This window comes from Nocardioides montaniterrae (genome assembly GCF_054782655.1).
The window spans coordinates 16,656-34,948 of the sequence record NZ_BAAGSB010000005.1 but is presented as its reverse complement, the minus strand read 5'-3'; the positions used below and the strand labels follow the sequence as shown (position 1 = coordinate 34,948).

At 69.1% G+C, this 18,293-nt stretch carries 15 protein-coding genes; 14 read left to right on the top strand and 1 reads right to left on the bottom strand.

Annotated features, from left to right (window positions below; genetic code table 11):
- From secF to ACYVJ3_RS09710, 4 genes are all read left to right on the top strand, one after another.
- Entirely contained in the window at nucleotides 1-1,260 is a 1,260-nt protein-coding gene (secF, locus tag ACYVJ3_RS09725; RefSeq protein WP_460852763.1) for a protein translocase subunit SecF, read from the top strand.
- A gap of 8 nt (nucleotides 1,261-1,268) precedes the next feature.
- Nucleotides 1,269-1,817, top strand: coding sequence for an adenine phosphoribosyltransferase (locus ACYVJ3_RS09720; protein ID WP_460852762.1), 549 nt, complete (start codon nucleotides 1,269-1,271; stop codon nucleotides 1,815-1,817).
- A 41-nt stretch (nucleotides 1,818-1,858) separates the two neighbouring features.
- Nucleotides 1,859-4,123 (top strand): RelA/SpoT family protein, encoded by a 2,265-nt coding sequence (locus ACYVJ3_RS09715; RefSeq protein ID WP_460852761.1) that lies wholly within the window; start codon nucleotides 1,859-1,861, stop codon nucleotides 4,121-4,123.
- 109 nt (nucleotides 4,124-4,232) lie between these two features.
- Complete coding sequence (locus tag ACYVJ3_RS09710) at nucleotides 4,233-4,922, top strand: hypothetical protein (protein WP_460852760.1); 690 nt, start codon at nucleotides 4,233-4,235, stop codon at nucleotides 4,920-4,922.
- Between the two features lie 119 nt (nucleotides 4,923-5,041).
- On the opposite strand, the gene ACYVJ3_RS09705 is transcribed toward ACYVJ3_RS09710, so the two are convergent.
- Nucleotides 5,042-6,268: a DUF349 domain-containing protein gene (locus tag ACYVJ3_RS09705; protein WP_460852759.1), complete on the bottom strand. Its 1,227-nt coding sequence runs from the start codon at nucleotides 6,266-6,268 to the stop codon at nucleotides 5,042-5,044.
- A gap of 46 nt (nucleotides 6,269-6,314) precedes the next feature.
- Here ACYVJ3_RS09705 and ACYVJ3_RS09700 point away from each other — a divergent pair, with 46 nt between their 5' ends.
- From ACYVJ3_RS09700 to ACYVJ3_RS09655, 10 genes are all read left to right on the top strand, one after another.
- Complete coding sequence (locus tag ACYVJ3_RS09700) at nucleotides 6,315-7,025, top strand: MBL fold metallo-hydrolase (protein WP_460852758.1); 711 nt, start codon at nucleotides 6,315-6,317, stop codon at nucleotides 7,023-7,025.
- On the top strand, nucleotides 7,025-8,389 hold the full coding sequence (hisS, locus tag ACYVJ3_RS09695; protein WP_460852757.1) for a histidine--tRNA ligase: 1,365 nt from the start codon (nucleotides 7,025-7,027) through the stop codon (nucleotides 8,387-8,389). Before ACYVJ3_RS09700 ends, hisS begins: the two co-directional genes overlap by 1 nt.
- The gene (gene aspS, locus ACYVJ3_RS09690; RefSeq protein WP_460852756.1) at nucleotides 8,386-10,173 is read left to right on the top strand and encodes an aspartate--tRNA ligase; all 1,788 of its coding nucleotides are present in this window, start codon (nucleotides 8,386-8,388) and stop codon (nucleotides 10,171-10,173) included. Before hisS ends, aspS begins: the two co-directional genes overlap by 4 nt.
- Before the next feature lie 184 nt (nucleotides 10,174-10,357).
- Nucleotides 10,358-12,139, top strand: a complete 1,782-nt coding sequence (locus ACYVJ3_RS09685) for an ABC transporter substrate-binding protein (RefSeq protein WP_460852755.1) — start codon at nucleotides 10,358-10,360, stop codon at nucleotides 12,137-12,139.
- Nucleotides 12,140-12,160: 21 nt separating this feature from the next.
- Nucleotides 12,161-13,177, top strand: coding sequence for an ABC transporter ATP-binding protein (locus ACYVJ3_RS09680; protein ID WP_460852754.1), 1,017 nt, complete (start codon nucleotides 12,161-12,163; stop codon nucleotides 13,175-13,177).
- On the top strand, nucleotides 13,177-14,349 hold the full coding sequence (locus ACYVJ3_RS09675) for an ABC transporter ATP-binding protein (RefSeq protein WP_460852753.1): 1,173 nt from the start codon (nucleotides 13,177-13,179) through the stop codon (nucleotides 14,347-14,349). Before ACYVJ3_RS09680 ends, ACYVJ3_RS09675 begins: the two co-directional genes overlap by 1 nt.
- Before the next feature lie 10 nt (nucleotides 14,350-14,359).
- Nucleotides 14,360-15,298, top strand: coding sequence for an ABC transporter permease (locus tag ACYVJ3_RS09670; protein ID WP_460852752.1), 939 nt, complete (start codon nucleotides 14,360-14,362; stop codon nucleotides 15,296-15,298).
- Nucleotides 15,295-16,278, top strand: a complete 984-nt coding sequence (locus ACYVJ3_RS09665) for an ABC transporter permease (protein ID WP_460852751.1) — start codon at nucleotides 15,295-15,297, stop codon at nucleotides 16,276-16,278. Before ACYVJ3_RS09670 ends, ACYVJ3_RS09665 begins: the two co-directional genes overlap by 4 nt.
- A 3-nt stretch (nucleotides 16,279-16,281) precedes the next feature.
- Nucleotides 16,282-16,887, top strand: a complete 606-nt coding sequence (locus tag ACYVJ3_RS09660; protein ID WP_460852750.1) for a hypothetical protein — start codon at nucleotides 16,282-16,284, stop codon at nucleotides 16,885-16,887.
- A gap of 6 nt (nucleotides 16,888-16,893) precedes the next feature.
- On the top strand, nucleotides 16,894-18,273 hold the full coding sequence (locus tag ACYVJ3_RS09655; RefSeq protein ID WP_460852749.1) for a replication-associated recombination protein A: 1,380 nt from the start codon (nucleotides 16,894-16,896) through the stop codon (nucleotides 18,271-18,273).
- Nucleotides 18,274-18,293 lie beyond the last annotated feature (20 nt).

Below are 18,293 nucleotides of genomic sequence, written 5' to 3'. Positions count from 1 at the left end.
ATGGGCAAGATGTCTCGTCTGGGCAACGATCTCTACCAGGGTCGCAAGTCCATCGACTTCGTCGGCCGGCCGTGGTTCTGGTACGCCGTCTCCATCTGCATCATCGCGCTCGCGCTCAGCGGCGTGGTGTTCCGTGGCCTGAACTTCGGTGTCGAGTTCACGGGCGGTACCTCGTTCAGCGCGAACGTCGGCTCGGGCAACGCCACGCAGTCCAACGCCGACAAGCTCGCCTCCGCGATCGCCGACGCGCACGTCAAGAACGCCGGCACGCCGCAGGTCACCACGGCCGGCAACGAGGCGCTCACGGTGCAGACCGAGAGCCTCAACCAGTCCGAGCGTGAGCAGGTCACGGCGGTCATCGAGAAGACCTTCCCGCAGACCGCGAAGGACCAGGCGATCTCCAAGACCGACATCGGTCCGAGCTGGGGCAAGGAGGTCGCCAACCGGGCAGCGCTCGGTGTCGCGATCTTCCTGGTCCTCGTCGTGATCTTCATCTGGGCCTACTTCCGCGAGTGGAAGATGTCGGTCGGCGCGCTCATCGCGCTGATCCACGACTGCGCGATCACGATCGGCATCTACGCGCTCTCCGGCTTCGAGGTGACGCCTGCCGCGGTCACCGGCCTGCTCGCGATCCTCGGCTTCTCGCTCTACGACACGGTGGTCGTCTTCGACAAGATCAAGGAGAACACCACCAAGCTCCGCAAGAAGACGCAGTCGTACGCCGACGCGACCAACCTCGCCGTCAACCAGACCCTGGTGCGCTCGATCAACACCTCGATCGTCGCGCTCATCCCGATCGGCGCGATCCTGTTCGTCAGCTCGGCGCTCCTCGGCGCCAGCTCGCTGAAGGACCTCGCGCTCGCGCAGTTCGTCGGCATGGGCGCCGGCGTCTACTCCTCGGTCATGCTCGCCCCGCGCGTCATCGTGCACCTCAAGGGCCGCGAGACGCCGATCCAGGAGCAGGCCCGCCGTGCCGCTCGGGCCAAGGCCGCTGCCGCGGTCGACCCGTACGCCGCCATCCCGACGTTCCGCGAGAACATGCCCCTCGGCACGGAGGAGGCGGTCGGCAAGACCTCGAACCAGTCCGGCGCCAAGCCGGTCGACGTCGATGGCTACGAGGCGCCCACGACGCCCCGCCCCGAGCCGAAGAGCTCGGCGATGGGCAAGGGACGCACGCTGCCCGATCAGCACCGGCCGACCGGCGAGAGCGGTGCTGCGGGGCGCACGCAGCCCAAGCGCAAGCCGCGCTCGCAGCGCTGAGCACGCTCGTGGACCTGGCAGGAGAGTCGGCTTCCGGCGTACTCCAGCGGCTGGTGCGGGACGTCCCGGACTTCCCGTCGGAGGGCGTGCTGTTCAAGGACATCATGCCGCTGCTCGCGGACCCCGCCGGGTTCGCGGCGGTGGTGGATGCGCTGGCGGCCGCCGGACGCTCCGGCGATGACGTGGTCGTCGACAAGGTGGTCGGGATGGAGTCCCGCGGCTTCCTCCTCGGCGCGCCCGTCGCGTTGGCCCTCGGCGTCGGGTTCGTCCCCGCGCGCAAGCCCGGCAAGCTGCCCGGCGAGCTGCTCTCGGTCGACTACGCGCTCGAGTACGGCACCGCGACGTTGGAGATCCAGGCCGATGCCTTGGCGCCGGGGGAGCGGGTGCTCGTCGTCGACGACGTCCTCGCCACCGGCGGTACGGCGCAGGCCACCTGCGAGCTCGTCGAGCGGGCCGGTGCGAGCGTCGTCGGCCTGGCGTTCCTGATGGATCTGTCGTTCCTGCCGGGCCGCGCGGCGGTCGCCGGGCGCCGAGTCACCTCGCTGCTGACAATCTGAGGTCCCTGCGCCGGCAGGCGCGTCCTCACTAGACTGGTGCAATGACCGAGGAACGCACCACACCGCGCCCCTCGGCAGTACGCGCCCGACTCGCGCGGATGGGCTCGCGGACGAGTCCGAACCCGGTGCTCGAGTCGCTGTTCCGCGCCGTACGCGCCAATCACCCGAAGGCCGACCTGGCGCTCCTGGAGCGCGCGTACCTGACGGCCGAACGCCTGCACGGCGACCAGAAGCGCAAGAGCGGCGAGCCGTACATCACCCACCCGCTCGCGGTGACGACGATCCTCGCCGGCATCGGCATGACCGAGGCAACGCTGGTGGCGGCGCTTCTGCACGACACGGTGGAGGACACCGAGTACACCCTGGAGCAGTGCCGGCGCGACTTCGGTGACGAGGTGGCCCAGCTCGTCGACGGCGTCACCAAGCTCGACAAGGTCGTGTACGGCGAGAACGCCAACGCCGAGACGATCCGCAAGATGATCGTCGCGATGTCGCGCGACATCCGGGTCCTGGTCATCAAGCTCGCCGACCGGCTGCACAACATGCGGACCCTGCGGTTCGTCAAGCAGTCGACGCAGGAGCGCAAGGCGCGCGAGACGCTCGACATCTATGCGCCGCTGGCCCACCGCCTCGGCATGAACACGATCAAGTGGGAGCTCGAGGACCTCTCGTTCGCGACGCTGCACCCGAAGATCTACGACGAGATCGTGCGGATGGTCGCGGAGCGCGCGCCCTCGCGCGACAACTTCCTGGCCGAGGTGATCAACCAGGTCGAGGGCGACCTGCGCGAGGCGAAGATCAAGGCGACCGTGACCGGTCGCCCGAAGCACTACTACTCAATCTACCAGAAGATGATCGTCGGCGGCCGCGACTTCGCCGACATCTACGACCTGGTCGGCATCCGGATCCTGGTCGAGCAGGACCGCGACTGCTACGGCGTCCTCGGTGTCCTGCACTCGCGCTGGAACCCGGTGCTCGGGCGGTTCAAGGACTACGTCGCGATGCCGAAGTTCAACATGTACCAGTCGCTGCACACGACCGTGATCGGGCCGCAGGGCAAGCCGGTCGAGATGCAGGTGCGCACCTTCGCGATGCATCGTCGGGCCGAGTACGGCGTCGCGGCGCACTGGAAGTACAAGGAGGACGGCCGCACCGGCCAGGACACCGACAAGCGCGGCGACATGGACGACATGTCCTGGGTGCGTCAGCTGCTCGACTGGCAGTCCGAGGTCGAGGACCCGGGCGAGTTCCTGGAGTCGCTGCGCTTCGAGATCAACCAGGCCGAGACCTACGTCTTCACCCCGCGCGGTGACGTGATCGCGCTCCCGACCGGCGCCACGCCGGTCGACTTCGCGTTCGCCGTACACACCGAGGTCGGGTACAAGACGATCGGTGCCCGGGTGAACGGCCGGCTCGTCCCGCTCGAGTCGACGCTGGAGAACGGCGACGTCGTCGAGGTGTTCACCTCCAAGTCGCCGACCGCGGGCCCGTCGCAGGACTGGCTCGGCTTCGTGAAGTCGCAGCGGGCGCGTTCCAAGATCCGTCAGTGGTTCACCAAGGAACGGCGCGAGGAGGCGATCGACCACGGCAAGGACGAGATCGCCAAGCTGATGCGCAAGGAGGGTCTGCCCCTCAAGCGGCTGCTGTCCCACGACTCGCTCTCGCACGTCGCCGAGCAGTTCAAGCTCGCCGACGTCTCCGCCCTGTACGCCGCGGTCGGCGAGAGCAACCTCAGCGCGCAGACCGTCGTACGCCGTGTGGTGGAGATGCACGGCGGCGGCGAGGGAGCGCAGGAGGACCTCGCCGAGGCCGTCACGATCACCGGTCGCCGCTCGAGGTCGCGCCTCGCCGGCGGCGGCGACAGCGGCGTGATCGTCAAGGGCGCCCCGGACGTCTGGATCAAGCTCGCCAAGTGCTGCACGCCGGTCCCGCCCGACGACATCCTCGGCTTCGTCACCAAGGGCGGGGGAGTCTCGGTGCACCGCAAGGACTGCACCAACGCGGCCAACCTCCTCGGCCAGCCCGAGAAGGTCCTCGAGGTCGAGTGGGCTCCCACCGGCAACTCCTCGTTCCTGGTCAACATCCAGGTCGAGGCCCTCGACCGCTCGCGGCTCCTCACCGACATCACCCTGGTCCTCTCCGACGCGCATCTCTCGCTCCAGTCGGCCAATCTGACCACCTCCCGCGACCGCGTCGCCAAGCTCCGCTTCACCTTCGAGATGGCCGACGCCAAGCACCTCGACACCGTCCTCGCCGCTGTTCGGGCTGTGCCCGGGGTGTTCGACGTGTACCGGGTGACGGCCTAGCCGGCTCCTCGCGCAGGAATCACCGGTTCACCGGTGATTCCTGTACGTGCAACGGCGCACCAATCTCTGGCTGAGCCATGTGTCGGCGGTCGCCCTGACCGATGGGCCCATGTGGGGGCTCGAGCTCGCGAACGTCCACGTCACCCGCGACGACCAACGGTCCGGCCGCAAGGAGGCCGGGATCCAGCAGCACAGCGGACGGCTCCGCGACGGCGATGTCGTGGAGGAGCACGGCACCCGATTGAGCTCCCCGTTGCGCGCCAGCCTCGAGCTGGCAACGGTCGCCGGGCTCGCTCCTGCGCTCGCGGTCACCAACTTCTACCTGCATCGAGGCGACTTCACGCTCGAGCAGCTTGCCGCGAGGTACGACGCCGAGATGGACCGGTGGCCCCGATCGTTGCAGACCAGGCTGGTTCTCCAGCTCGCCAATCCGAAGATCGAGTCGGTCGGAGAGTCGCGGGTCGCTCACTTCCTGTGGCGAGCTGGCTTCCGGATCCCAGAGGTCCAGCTGGAGATCTTCGATGACGGGAACCTGGTCGCGCGGCTCGACTTCGCCGATCCCGAGCGGGGCTTCTGGATCGAGTTCGATGGACGCCAGAAGTACGAAAAATACCGCCGCCCCGGCGAGAGCGTCGCTGACGCCGTCATTGCGGAGAAGCGACGGGAGGATCGCGTTCGGGAGCTGACCGGTTGGGCGTGCTTCCGCATCGTGTGGGCCGATCTGGCCGACCCGGCGCGTCTCGCCGTACGCCTGCGCGCGTTCATCGCTTCCGTTGCCCGGCGGCGTACGGCGAGCTGACCCCACAGGCCCCACCAGTCACTGGCTCTCACCAGTTCCTGCACTTCCAGACCAATGCAACGGGGTGGAAGTGCAGGAATCACCGGTGAACCGGTGATTCCAACCGGTGCGCGGTCGCCCTAGGAAAACTCTGCGGACGCCTTCTTGGCCATCTCCAGGAACGAACGACGACCCTCGAGGTTGGCCTCGAGCTCCTTGACCTTCTTGGCATCGCCGGCGGCGCGGGCCTTCTCGAGCTTGGCCTCGGCCTCGGCGATGGCGGCCTCGAGCTTGGAGACCATGTCGTCGGCGCGGGCGGACTTCTCGGGGTCGGTGCGCTTCCACTGGTCGTCCTCGACCTTGCGGATGGCCTGCTCGACGGCGCGGATGCGGCCCTCGAGGTCCTTCATCCGGTCGCGGGGGACCTTGCCGGCGGCATCCCAGCGGTCAGCCAGGTCGCGGAAGGCCGCCTTCGCGGCAGCGAGGTCGGTCACGGGCAGCAGCGCCTCGGCCTCGACCAGCAGCTGCTCCTTGACGACCGCGTTGGCGGTGAACTCCTCGTCCATCGCCGAGTTGGCGGCGTCGCGGGCGCCGAAGAACTTGTCCTGGGCGCCGCGGAACCGAGCCCACAGCTCGTCGTCGATGCCCTTGGGGGCCGGACCGGCCGCCTTCCACTGGCGCATCAGCTCGCGGTAGCGGCCCGAGGTCAGGCCCCAGTCGGTGGAGTCGGCCAGCTTCTCGGCCTCCTCGGCGAGCCGCTGCTTGACGACCTGCGCACCCGCGCGCTTGGAGTCCTGCTCGGCGAAGTGCGCCTTGCGCGCCTTGGTGTACGCCGACCGCGCCGACGAGAAGCGCTTCCACAGCGTGTCGTCGGCCGCACGGTCGAGACGGGGGAGCGCCTTCCACTCGTCGAGCAGCTCGCGCAGGCGGTTGGCGCCTCCGCGCCAGTCGCGGCCGGCGGCGATCTTCTCCGCCTCCTCGGCCAGCTTCTCCTTCGCGGCGCGCGACTCGGCGCCACGCGCGGCCTTCTCCGCGCGGCGGGCCTCGCGCTGCGAGGCGAGCACCGGACCGAGCTCGTCGAGCTTGGCCCCGAGCGCGGCGAGGTCGCCGACGGCGTTCGCCTCGGCCAGCTGACCGCGGACCGTCTTGATCGCGGAGGCTGCCTCGTCGGGACCGAGCAGCCCCGTGGAGACGCGCTTGTGCAGCAGGTCGACCTCGAGAGCGAGGGCGTCGTACCGCTTGGTGTAGAAGGCCAGGGCCTCTTCGGCCGAGACGTCTGGCACCTGTCCGACGGCGCGCTCGCCGTCGCTCGTCTTCACGTAGACGGTGCCGTCGGAGTCGACGCGTCCCCAGTCGGAGGTAGTCACGGTAGGCAATGCTAATCACCCCCTGCCCGGCCGATAGGCTGGGTCGGTGCTGATCGCCGGATTCCCCGCCGGTCCCTTCGGGACCAACTGCTACGTCGCTGCCACTGGTGCGGGCAGCGAGTGCGTCGTGATCGACCCGGGAATGGGCGCCGCAGAGGGGATCGCGCAGATCGTCGCAGAGCACCGGCTCAAGCCCGTCGCCGTCCTGGTGACGCACGGCCACGCCGACCACACGTTCTCGGTCACCCCCGTGGCGGGGACGTACGACGCGACGGCGTACATCCACCCCAAGGACCGCAGCCTGCTCATCGACCCGATGCCCGCGCACAGCCCGGAGGCGGCCAAGATGCTGCTCGGGGCCGGCTACTCCTACGCCGAGCCGGACAACGTCGTGGAGATCGGCGACGGCGCGCGGTTCGAGGTCGCGGGCCTGACCTTCGACGTCGACCACACGCCGGGCCACACCCAGGGCTCGATCATCTTCCGTACGCCGTACGCGCTCGATGACATCTCCGAGGTCATGTTCTCCGGCGACCTGCTCTTCCAGGGGTCGATCGGCCGCACCGACCTGCCGGGCGGCGACCACGCCATGATGCTCGAGAGCCTGCGCACCAAGATCCTGCCGCTGCGCGACGACATCGCCGTCCTGCCCGGCCACGGCGCGCAGACCAGCATCGGCCAGGAGCGCGCGACCAACATGTTCCTGCGCGACCTCATCGAGACCGACACGACCAGCAACAGCGCGCGGGGCCACTGATGGCCAAGCCCACGCCGCTCAGCGGGTTCCCCGAGCTGCTGCCTGCCGACCGCGTGGTCGAGCAGCAGGTGATCGCCACCCTGGCGCGCACCTTCGAGCTGCACGGGTTCGGCAACATCGAGACCCGCGCCGTCGAGCCGATGGACCAGCTGCTGCGCAAGGGGGAGACCTCCAAGGAGGTCTACGTCCTCAAGCGCCTGCACGACACCGACGGCGACGCCGGCATGGGCCTGCACTTCGACCTGACGGTGCCCTTCGCCCGTTACGTCCTGGAGAACGCCGGCAAGCTGGAGTTCCCGTTCCGCCGTTGGCAGATCCAGAAGGTGTGGCGCGGCGAGCGCCCCCAGGAGGGCCGCTTCCGCGAGTTCACCCAGGCCGACATCGACATCGTCGGTCGCGACGTGCTGCCGTTCCACCACGACGTCGAGGTCGCCCGCGTCATGGTCGAGGCCCTCAGCCAGCTCGAGTTCCTCCCGGGGTTCCGGCTCCAGGTCAACAACCGCAAGCTGATCCAAGGCTTCTACGAGGGCGTCGGCGCGAGCGACACCGACAAGGTCATGCAGGTCATCGACAAGCTGGACAAGCTTCCCGTCGAGAAGGTCCGCGAGCTGCTGCAGAGCGACGCCGGCCTCGACGAGAAGCAGGCCGACCTCTGCCTCCAGCTCGCCACCATCGAGTCCGAGGACGCGTCCTTCGTCGAGCAGGTCCGCACCCTCGGTGTGGCCAGCGACCTCCTCGAGGACGGTCTCGCCGAGCTCGCCGCCGTCGTCGAGGGCTGCGCGCCCGTGACCTCCGAGACCGTCAAGGTCGTCGCCGACCTCAAGATCGCCCGCGGCCTCGACTACTACACCGGCACGGTCTTCGAGACCCGCCTGACCGGCTTCGAGGGCCTCGGCTCGATCTGCTCCGGCGGTCGCTACGACGCCCTCGCGACCGACGGCCGCAGCACCTACCCCGGCGTCGGCATCTCGCTGGGCCTGAGCAGGCTGCTCGTCCCTCTGCTGCAGAAGGGCTACCTGACCGGTGGCCGCAGCGTCCCGAGCGCCGTTCTCGTCGCGCTCGCCAACGAGGAGTCGCGCCCGGCGGCCGATGCCGTCGCCCAGCAGCTGCGCCGCAACGGCGTACCCACCGAGGTCGCGGCCAAGGCCGACAAGTTCGGCAAGCAGATCAAGTACGCCGAGAAGCGCGGCATCCCGTTCGTCCTCTTCGAGCGCCCCAATGCAGACGGAGCCGAGGACGGTCCTTCGAGCTTTGAGGCCAAGGACATCCGCACGGGGGAGCAGGTCAGCGTCGACCCGGCCACCTGGACCCCGCCCGCCACCGACCTGCGCCCGCAGGTGATCACCAAGGAGCAGCTCTCTTGATCCGCACACACGACGCCGGCACCCTGCGTGCCGAGCACGTCGGCCAGACCGTCACCCTCGCTGGCTGGGTGGCCCGTCGGCGCGATCACGGCGGGGTCACCTTCATCGACGTGCGCGACGCCAGCGGCGTCGTGCAGGCGGTCTTCCGCGACGAGGACCAGGCCCACGCCCTGCGCAGCGAGTTCTGCATCAAGGTCGTCGGCGAGGTCATCGCCCGTACGCCGGAGAACGTCAACCCCAACGTGGCGACCGGTGAGGTCGAGGTCGTCGTCACCGAGCTCGAGGTGCTCAACGCCAGCGCTCCGCTGCCGTTCCCGATCGACGACGCCAGCTCCGCGGGCGAGGTCGGCGAGGAGGCGCGCCTCAAGCACCGCTACCTCGACCTGCGCCGCTCCGGCCCGGCCGCCGCGATCCGGCTGCGCTCGAAGGTCAACAAGGCCGCCCGCGACGTGCTCGACCAGCACGGCTTCGTCGAGGTCGAGACCCCGACGCTGACCCGCTCGACGCCCGAGGGCGCCCGTGACTTCCTGGTGCCGGCCCGCCTGCACCCCGGCAGCTGGTACGCCCTGCCGCAGAGCCCGCAGCTGTTCAAGCAGCTGCTGATGGTCGGCGGCCTCGAGCGCTACTTCCAGATCGCGCGCTGCTACCGCGACGAGGACTTCCGCGCCGACCGCCAGCCGGAGTTCACCCAGCTCGACATCGAGATGAGCTTCGTCGACCAGGAGGACGTCATCGACCTCATGGAGGACGTCCTCACCGCGATGTGGGCGCAGATCGGCGAGACCATCCCGACGCCCATCCCGCGCATGACGTACGCCGACGCGATGCGTCTCTACGGCTCCGACAAGCCCGACCTGCGCATGGGTCTCGAGCTCGTCGAGTGCACGGACTACTTCAAGGACACCCCCTTCCGTGTGTTCCAGGCCGAGTACGTCGGCGCCGTGGTCATGCCGGGCGGCGCGAGCCAGCCCCGCAAGCAGCTCGACGCCTGGCAGGAGTGGGCCAAGCAGCGCGGCGCCCGCGGTCTGGCCTACGTCCTGGTGCAGGAGGACGGCGAGCTCGGCGGCCCCGTCGCCAAGAACCTCTCCGACGACGAGAAGGCCGGACTGGCCGCCCACGTCGGGGCGCAGCCAGGTGACTGCATCTTCTTCGGTGCCGGTGCGACCAAGCCGATGCGGGCGCTCCTCGGCGCCGCCCGCCTCGAGATCGGCAAGCGCTGCGGCCTGATCGACGAGGACGCCTTCGCCTTCACGTGGGTCGTCGACGCCCCCATGTTCGAGCCCGCGGGTGACGCGGTCGCCTCGGGCGACGTGGCCGTCGGCGCGGGGGAGTGGACCGCGGTCCACCACGCCTTCACCGGCCCCAAGCCCGAGTACGCCGACACCTTCGACACCGACCCCGGCTCCGCGCTGGCCTACGCCTACGACATCGTCTGCAACGGCAGCGAGCTGGGCGGCGGATCGATCCGGATCCACCGCGAGGACGTCCAGAAGCGCGTCTTCAACGTGATGGGCATCAGCGACGACGAGGCTCAGGAGAAGTTCGGCTTCCTCCTCGACGCCTTCAAGTACGGCGCCCCGCCGCACGGCGGCATCGCCGTGGGCATGGACCGCATCGTCGCGATGCTGGCCAAGGCCGACTCGATCCGTGAGGTCATCGCCTTCCCCAAGTCCGGTGGCGGCTTCGACCCGCTCACCGCGGCCCCGGCTCCGATCACCCCGGGGCAGCGGAAGGAAGCAGGCGTCGACGCCAAGCCGGCGAAGGATGTCCCGCAGGCGGACTGATCCGCCCGTGATCCTCTGATCTGGCCACGACGAGCGCCTGCGGCGTGCGTCGTGGCCAGATCGTTATTCGTCGGTGATTCCCCGGGCGACCCGGACGGCATAGCGTCGCCCTCGGTGCCCTGCTCGGGGCCACCAGTCGAGGGGTGCTCATTCGGGCCTCCTCTTGCTCCAATGAGGAGGACGAATGCGCAAGTTCATGAAGCGGATGGTGCCGGCGATAGTCGTTGCCACCGCGGCCACGGCGGGCCTTGCCGGCTGTGGCAGCAACAACAACCACGAGGCGGCTGGACCGGTCAAGCTGTCCAACGGCCAACAGGTCACTCTGACGATCCTGTATCGCCCCGACTCCGCCGCCAGCAAGAAGGGCTTCGAGAACCTCCAGCAGCAGCTGTCGCAGGTCGGGCTCAAGGTCAAGGGGCTTCCCGCCTCGCAGAGCGACTTCTACGCCAAGTACCTGACCCAGGGCGACTCGGCCAAGGCCGGCGACTGGGACATCACCCTGGCCGGTTGGGGCCCTGACTGGTACGGCAACGGCGCGGCGTCGTTCTTCCTGCCGCTCTTCTACGGCAAGAAGGCCTTCCCGCCGGCCGGCAGCAACTTCGGCTTCTACGACAGCCCGAAGACCAACGCGCTGATCGCGAAGGCGAACGGCACCGACAGCAACGCTGAGGCGCTCAAGCTGTGGGCCCAGGCCGACCGCCAGGTCATGGAGGACGCCCCGTTCGTCCCGCTGACCGACCCGGTCAACCCGAACTACCACTCCAAGAACATCTCGAACGCGATCACCATCCCGGCCTTCCAGCAGTACGACCCGACGAACCTGGTCAAGACCGGCGCCAACTCGGACACGCTGAACCTCCTGGGCATCAGCGACATCGAGTGGATGGACCCGACGGCGTCCTACTACAGCCAGGACTACGTCAACCTCCGCATGATCAACCGACAGCTGTACAGCTACCCGGCGATCGCGGGGAAGACCACCACGGTCGCCCCCGACATCGCCACCGGCATGCCGCAGATCAGCAAGGACGGCAAGACCGTCACCGTCCACATGCGCAGCGGCGTGATGTGGAACAGCAAGCCGGCCCGCCCGGTCGTCGCCGGTGACGTCGTCCGCGACGTCGAGCGCAGCTGCAACCCGGTCCAGCCCTTCGGCGGCTCGGCGGACTACGCCGACCTGCTCGACGGCTACAACGACTACTGCGCAGCGTTCGCCAAGGCGGCCGGCGACAAGCCCACCCCGGCGTCGCTGACCAAGGCGATGGAGTCCACGCCGTTCAAGGCCGTCACCGCCCCGAACGACTCGACCGTGGTCTACCACCTGACCCACGCCTCGCCGTACTTCACCGACATGCTGACGCTGCCGGCACTGTCGACCCCGGTGCCCGAGGAGTACAACAACTACCTCCCCGGCACGGGCGTCAACCAGCACACCCTCTCGAACGGTCCTTACCAGGTCGCCGAGTACAAGCCGGCCAAGTCGATCGTCTACGAGCAGAACCCGGTCTGGAAGCAGAGCACCGACCCGATCCGCAAGCAGAACTTCAAGAAGATCGTTGCGAACGAGACCGGTGACCAGGGCGACATCCTGAAGAAGCTGCAGACCGGTAGCCCGGACTACGACTCCTTCTGGGACACCTTCCCGCTCGGCACCGAGGTGCCCGGCCTGCAGGCGAAGGGCGACAAGAACCTCGACCTGACCCCGACGTCGTCGTCGAACCCGTACATCGTGTTCAACACGATCTCGCCGAACAACGACGGGGCCATGAAGGACCCGGCGTTCCGGCGGGCGCTGTCGTACGCGATCAACCGGGCCGAGATGCTCAAGGCGATGGGACCGAGCATGCTCTACCCGCCGCTGACGCACGTCCTGCCCAAGGAGATCGACGGGTCGAAGGACTTCGACCTGTACCCGTTCTCCCAGGCCAAGGCCGAGTCGGCACTCGCCGACTTCTTCAAGAAGTAAGAAAGCAGGGGTAGTCCGACCGTGGCCCTTCTCGAAGTCAACGACCTCCAGGTCAACTTCGACACCGATGACGGCGTCGTCCAAGCAGTCAGAGGAGTCTCCTTCGAGATCGACCGCGGTCGGACCCTCGGCATCGTGGGTGAGTCCGGTTCAGGGAAGAGCGTCTCGACGCAAGCCCTGACCGGGCTCGCCCGCGGTGCCCGCATCACCGGATCGGCCGTCTTCGACGGGCTCGACCTGGTGCATGCCAAGCCTGCTCAGCTGCGCGCCGTGCGCGGCAAGCGGATCGGCATGATCTTCCAGGACCCGCTCACCTCGCTGCACCCGGCGTACAAGGTCGGCTGGCAGATCTCCGAGCTGATCCGCAACCACGAGAAGTCGGTCAGCCGCAAGCAGGCCAAGGCCCGCGCGGTCGACCTGCTCGGGATGGTCGGCATCCCGCACCCCACCAAGCGGGTCGACGACTACCCCCACCAGTTCTCCGGCGGCATGCGCCAGCGCGTGATGATCGCGATGGCGATGGCGCTCAACCCCGACCTGCTGATCGCCGACGAGCCGACCACCGCGCTCGACGTCACGGTGCAGGCCCAGGTCCTCGGCCTCATGCAGAAGGTCCAGGAGGAGTTCGGCACCGCGATCATCCTGATCACCCACGACCTCGGCGTCATCGCCGAGATGGCCGACGAGGTCGTGGTCATGTACGCCGGCGCCATCATGGAGCGCGCCTCGCGACGTGACACCTTCTACGACTTCCACCACCCCTACACCGAGGGGCTGCTCGACTCGATCCCCGGCCGGGTCGCCGCCGGCGAGGAGCTGCGCCCGATCAAGGGCTCCCCACCGAGCTTGATCTCGCTGCCGCCCGGCTGTCCGTTCGAGCCGCGGTGCCGCTACGCGTTCTCCCGGTGCTCCACGGAGCGTCCGCTGCCGATGCCGGTCTTCGGCACGCCGAACCATGAGTCCGCGTGCTGGCTGCCGGCGTACCGCGACGAGCGTCAGGCGCTGCGCACCCTCAAGCTGGAAGGAGAAGGTGCCTGATGAGTGCCACCTCCGAGACGACCGTCGCCGAGACGGGCGGCTCGCCCTCCGACGTGCTGCTGCGCGCGAGCGACGTACGCAAGCACTTCGCCGTACGTTCCTCCAGCCTGCTGGGCCACCGCGAGTACCTCCACGCCGTCGACGGCGTGAGCCTGGAGATCCGCAAGGGCGAGACCCTCGGCCTGGTCGGTGAGACCGGCTGTGGCAAGTCGACGCTGGCGCGGTGCATCACCAAGCTCTACGACGTCACCGACGGCACCCTCGAGTTCGACGGCCGCGACGTCACCAAGCTCAAGCGCGGTCAGATGCGTCCGGTCCGCCGTGAGATGCAGATGATCTTCCAGGACCCGTACGGCTCGCTGAACCCGCGCCGCCGCGTCGGCTCGATCATCGGCGACGCGTTCGCGATCCACGGCATGGCCAAGGGTGCCGACCGCAAGCGCCAGGTCCAGGAGCTGATGGAGCTGGTCGGCCTCAACCCCGAGCACTACAACCGCTACCCGGCGGACTTCTCCGGCGGCCAGCGCCAGCGCATCGGCGTAGCGCGTGCCGTTGCGCTGCGGCCCAAGCTGATCGTCTGCGACGAGCCGGTCTCGGCCCTGGACGTGTCGGTGCAGGCGCAGGTGCTCAACCTGCTCAAGAGACTGCAGGACGAGTTCGGCCTGACCTACCTGTTCATCTCCCACGACCTGTCCGTGGTGCGCCACATCAGCGATCGGATCGCGGTGATGTACCTCGGTCGGATCGTGGAGACCGCGCCCGCGCGCACGCTGTTCGACGAGAGCCGGCACCCCTACACGCGCTCGTTGCTCTCCGCGCTGCCGCCGGCCGACCCCGACGAGGCCGAGCAGCGTGAGCGGATCGTGCTGCCGGGCGACCCGCCGTCGCCGATCGCCCCGCCGTCGGGCTGCCGGTTCCACCCCCGCTGCCTCAAGGCACGCCCCGACTGCGTGACCGACCTGCCTGAGCCGCGCGTGCTGGCCGGTGCCGGCTTCGAGGCCCAGGTGCTGGAGTGCTGGCACCCGCTGGAGCCGGGCGAGGACCTCACGGCGTACACGCCGATGATCGACGAGACCGACGTCGGCATCGACGACGCCGACTTCGTGAACGTCGACCTCGAGACCCAGGCCTCGGCCTCGACCGAGAAGAACGCGGGAGGCGACGATGTCTGACCTGACACCTGTGACGACGCCCACGGCGGCGCCCTCCGTCGAGAAGCGCGCGATCGTCGCACGCGGTCCGTGGGCCCTGGCCTGGCGCCGGCTGCGCCGCGACCGGGTCGCGATGGTCTCCGGTGTGGTCCTGATCCTGCTGTGCCTGATGGCGATCCTCGCGCCGCTGATCAGCAGCATGGTCGGCCAGGACCCCAACTACGAGGACATCATGAACGGCCTCAACGGTCAGAGCCTGCCGATCGGGCCGGGTCAGGGTGGCCACCTCCTCGGCACCGACCAGGGAGGCCGCGACCTGCTGATCCGGATCGTGTACGGCGCCCGCGTGTCGCTCGGCATCGGCCTGCTGTCCACCGCGCTCGCGGTGATCATCGGCGTCGGGATCGGCCTGGTCGCGGGCTACCTCGGCGGCGTCGTCGACATCGTGCTCGCACGCTTCATGGACGTCGTCCTCTCGATGCCGTTCCTGCTCGTCGGTCTCGGCATGGTCGCGATCTTCGGCCAGAAGGTCGCCATCACGGTCTTCGTCATCGCGTTCTTCAGCTGGGCGAGCATGGCCCGCATCGTGCGCGGCCAGGTGCTCTCGCTGCGCGAGCGCGAGTTCGTCGAAGCCGCGCGCTCCCTCGGGGCCGGGAACATCAGGATCATGCTCGTCGATGTGCTGCCGAACCTGCTGATGCCGGTCATCATCTACGCCTCCCTGACGATCCCGATCGCCGTGGTCAGCGAGGCGACGCTCGCGTTCCTCGGACTCGGCGTACCGGCGCCGACGGCCGACTGGGGCGACACCCTCAACGCCGCCGCGAACGGCAACCTCTACGAGCACGCGTGGTGGATGGTCGTGTTCCCCGGCATCGCGCTGATCATCACGACCCTGGCGTTCAACCTCCTCGGCGACGGCATCCGTGATGCCTTCGACCCCAACGCGGACAGGTTGCTGAAGAAGTGATCCGTTATCTGATCAACCGTCTGATCACCAGCCTCGTGGTGATCTTCCTGGTCACGCTCGTGACGTTCACGCTGTTCTTCGCGACGCCGAACAACGTCGCGCGGACGCTCGCCGGCAAGGGTGCCTCCCAGGCCGTCGTGGACTCGATCAACCACCGCCTCGGGCTGGACAAGCCGCTGTGGTGGCAGTTCGGGCACTTCGTCTGGCGTGCCATGCACGGCGACCTGGGCCACGACTACTACCACAACCAGTCGGTCACCTCCCTGATCCGTGACGCCGCCCCGGTGAGCTTCTCGGTGGCGATCGGTGCGGCGGTCATCTGGCTCATCCTCGGCATCAGCAGCGGCGTGATCTCAGCGGTTCGCCCGCGCAGCCTGCTCGACCGGGTGCTCAACGTCCTGGCGCTGTTCTTCTACTCGATGCCGTCGTTCGTGCTGGGCTCGCTGTTCCTCCTCGGCGTCTACGCCCTGATCAAGCATGGCAACAACTGGCTGCCATCGGGCGGGTACGTCCCGTTCTTCGGGCACGGCACGCTGGCCGACTCCCAACACGGGCCTTGGCAGTGGTTCCGTCACCTGATCCTGCCGTGGATCACCCTCGCGCTGCTCACCGCTGCGGCGTACACCCGGTTCACCCGTGGCTCGATGCTCGAGGTGCTCAGTGAGGACTACATCCGTACGGCGCGCGCCAAGGGACTCTCGGAGCGCAGGGTGGTCCTGCGGCACGGTCTGCGCAGCGCGCTGACGCCGGTCGTCACCCAGTTCGGCATCGACCTGGCCACGCTGGCCGGCGGCACGGTCGTGACCGAGCAGGTCTTCCAGCTCGACGGTCTCGGCCGGCAGGCGGTCACCGCGATCCGTGACCAGGACCTGCCGATCATCATCGGCACCGTCCTGGTGGTCAGCGCGCTCGTCGTCGTGATGAACTTCTTCGTCGACATCCTCTACTCGGTGCTCGACCCGCGCGTTCGGCTCTACTGAGGGGTGCGTACCTATCGCCCCACCCGGGGCCTGGTCGTCGGCGCGCTCGGCGCGGCCGCTGCGGTGGTGCTCGGTGTCGCCTTCGTCATCGGCTCGCCGAGCGGCACGAGCGCCGAGGTCTGCTGCGGGCTGCTGCTCTTCGCCGGCGTGGTGTGGGCGGTGCTGCTGCGCCCGTGCGTGCGCCTCGGGGAGCGCGACGTCCACGTGGTCGGCTCACTCAGCACCGTGCAGATCCCGTGCGAGCAGATCGAGCTGGTCTCCGCCGGTCAGTACCTCCTGATCGACACCGGCGATCGCCGCTACAGCTGCGCGGCGATCGGCCACTCGCGCCGTGAGCTCGGGCGGGCGGGCCAGACACCGATGCGCGGGATCGCGGCGGCGCCGCGGGTGCCGCTGCGCGGCCTGGTGGTCGAGGACGGCCGGGCCCGGGTCGAGAGCCAGGCGGAGCGGGTGCGCGAGCTGGTCGAGCAGGCCGCTGCCGCGGCCAAGCGCCGGCCCCGGAAGCCGGTGCCGCCGGTCACCCGGTCGTGGGACCCGCTCCCGATCGCGGTGCTGACCCTGCCGCTCATCGGGCTGGTCGCGACGATCGTGGTCGGTGCCACTGCATAGGCTGCAGTGGTGGACGGGCTCTTCGACATCGGCGGTACGCCGACCGGCGGCTCGCTCAGCGATGCGGCCCACGCTGCCGCGCCGCTGGCGGTGCGGATGCGGCCGCGCACCCTCGATGAGCTGGTCGGCCAGCCGCAGCTGCGCGCGGCAGGCAGCCCGCTGCGCCAGCTGGTCGAGGACGACAAGGCGCTCTCGCTCCTGCTGTGGGGTCCTCCGGGCACGGGCAAGACCACCATCGCGAGCATCATCAGCGGTCAGACCGGGCGCCGGTTCGTGGAGGTCTCCGCGGTGTCCGCGGGTGTGAAGGAGGTCCGGGCGGCGATCGACGCGGCCCGTGCCGAGCTGGTCGGCGGAGGCCGGCAGACCGTGCTGTTCGTCGACGAGGTCCACCGGTTCAGCAAGGCCCAGCAGGACGCGCTGCTGCCGGGCGTGGAGAACCGCTGGGTCACCCTGGTCGCCGCCACCACCGAGAACCCGTCGTTCTCCGTCATCTCGCCGCTGATGTCGCGCAGCCTGCTGCTGCGCCTGGAGTCCCTGACCGACGCCGACGTCGGCGAGGTCCTGGATCGTGCCGTCGCCGACGAGCGCGGGCTGGCCGGCTCGGTCACGCTCAGCGAGGAGGCCCGCGACCACATCGTGCGGCTGGCCGGGGGAGACGCGCGGCGCTCGTTGACCTACCTCGAGGCCGCGGCCGGCGCGGTTGGTTTCGATAGGCCCTCGCCTAGCGGCTCGGGCTACTCAACCAACGGCAACGTCATCACGGTCGAGATCGCCGAGGCGGCGGCCGACCAGGCGGCCGTGCGCTACGACCGCGACGGCGACCAGCACTACGACGTGATCAGTGCCTTCATCAAGTCGATCCGCGGCAGCGACGTCGATGCTTCGCTGCACTACCTCGCCCGGATGCTCGAGGCGGGCGAGGACCCGCGGTTCATCGCGCGCCGGCTGATCATCAGCGCCAGCGAGGACATCGGCCTGGCCGACCCGACCGCGCTCCAGACCGCGGTCGCCGCTGCTCAGGCGGTACAGCTGATCGGCATGCCCGAGGCCCGGATCACGCTCGGCCACGCCACGGTCGCGCTGGCGGCGGCGCCCAAGTCGAACGCGGCGTACGTCGGCATCGGCGAGGCGCTCGCCGACGTACGGGCCGGCAAGATCGGGGCCGTCCCGCCCCACCTGCGCGACGCCCACTACGCCGGGGCGAAGAAGCTCGGCCACGGCGCCGACTACAAGTACAGCCACGACGAGCCCTACGGCATCGCCCAGCAGCAGTACCTCCCCGACGTGCTCGCCGAGGCGGACTACTACCGCCCCACCGATCGCGGCGAGGAGGCGTCGGTGAAATCACGCTGGGAGCGCGTCCGGGCGATCATCCGCGGACGATGACCGGCCGATAGGCTTGCGCA